Origin of the sequence: Pseudomonas silensiensis (assembly GCF_050434865.1) — a bacterium.
Classification (GTDB): domain Bacteria; phylum Pseudomonadota; class Gammaproteobacteria; order Pseudomonadales; family Pseudomonadaceae; genus Aquipseudomonas; species Aquipseudomonas fluorescens_W.
Window position 1 is genome coordinate 1 of the sequence record NZ_JBNDJH010000056.1, and the last position, 1,173, is coordinate 1,173.

Sequence of the window (1,173 nt, forward strand, 5' to 3'; positions counted from 1 at the left end):
CGGGTTTAATGAGATGGTCAGCCTGACCGAGAAGCCCTGCAGGTTTACGCTTGCAGGGCTTTTCTCGTTTTCGGCGGAGGATCTCTCATGAACACGATGACGCTTCTCGGTATCGACATTGGCAAACACAGTTTCCACCTGCATGGCCAGGATGCCAAAGGTCATCAGGTACTGCGCAAGAAAACCAATCGCGGCCAATTGCTCAGCACCTTGGCCCAGCTACCGGCCTGCACGGTGGTGATGGAGTCATGCGGCGGCGCTCACTGGCTGGCTCGACAGATCGGTACTTTGGGCCACGAGGTGAAGCTGATCGCCCCGCAGTACGTCAAACCGTTCGTCAAAGGCAACAAAAACGACTTCATTGATGCCGAAGCGATTTGCGAGGCGGCGAGCCGCCCCGCGATGCGCTTCTGCTCGATCAAAACCGCAGAGCAACAAACGCTTTCAGCGCTGCATCGTGTCCGAGATTCCCTGATTAGCCATCGCACCGTCGCGACCAACCAGATTCATGGGTTTCTGCTGGAGTTCGGGATCAGCCTGCCTATTGGAACCGCTGCGCTGCACCGTGTGCCGACGTTGCTCGACAACCCGCAACACTCGGTGCCGTTGCGCCTCAAGGGTTTGGTGATGCGTCTCTACCGACAAATTCAACAACTGGACCAAGAGATCAAGGACATCGAGTCCGACCTCAAGCAACAGTTGAAAGAGGACGACGCCGGAAGCCGTTTGCAGAGCATCCCTGGCATCGGCCCGATCACTGCCAGCGCCTTGCTGGCAGATATAGGGGATGTCTCGAACTATCGCAGCGGACGTGATTTCTCGGCTTCGTTGGGGTTGGTACCGAAACAGCATTCAACCGGCGGAAAGACAGTGCTGCTGGGGATCACAAAACGCGGCGACAAACACATACGCCGGCTGCTGGTGCAGGGCGCACGAGCCATCATGCAGCATATCGACGGTAGGGATGATGCGTTGGGGCCTTGGGTTCGAGAGCTGCTGACGCGTCGGCACTCCAATATCGTCGCCTGCGCGCTGGCGAACAAACTGGCGCGAATCGTGTGGGCGGTACTGGCCAAAGGCGGCCAGTACGACCCACATCCGAACGCTTGAACGTACAGCTTTAGCACCGGCTTTTGCGACGTCACTGACTGATGACAGTAAACGGCAAACGGC

General features: G+C 57.7%; 1 protein-coding gene. It reads left to right on the forward strand.

Annotated elements, in window-relative coordinates:
• Positions 1-87 precede the first annotated feature (87 nt).
• Positions 88-1,110: an IS110 family RNA-guided transposase gene (locus QF010_RS33990; protein WP_429534841.1), complete on the forward strand. Its 1,023-nt coding sequence runs from the start codon at positions 88-90 to the stop codon at positions 1,108-1,110.
• The last annotated feature ends 63 nt before the right edge of the window (positions 1,111-1,173 follow it).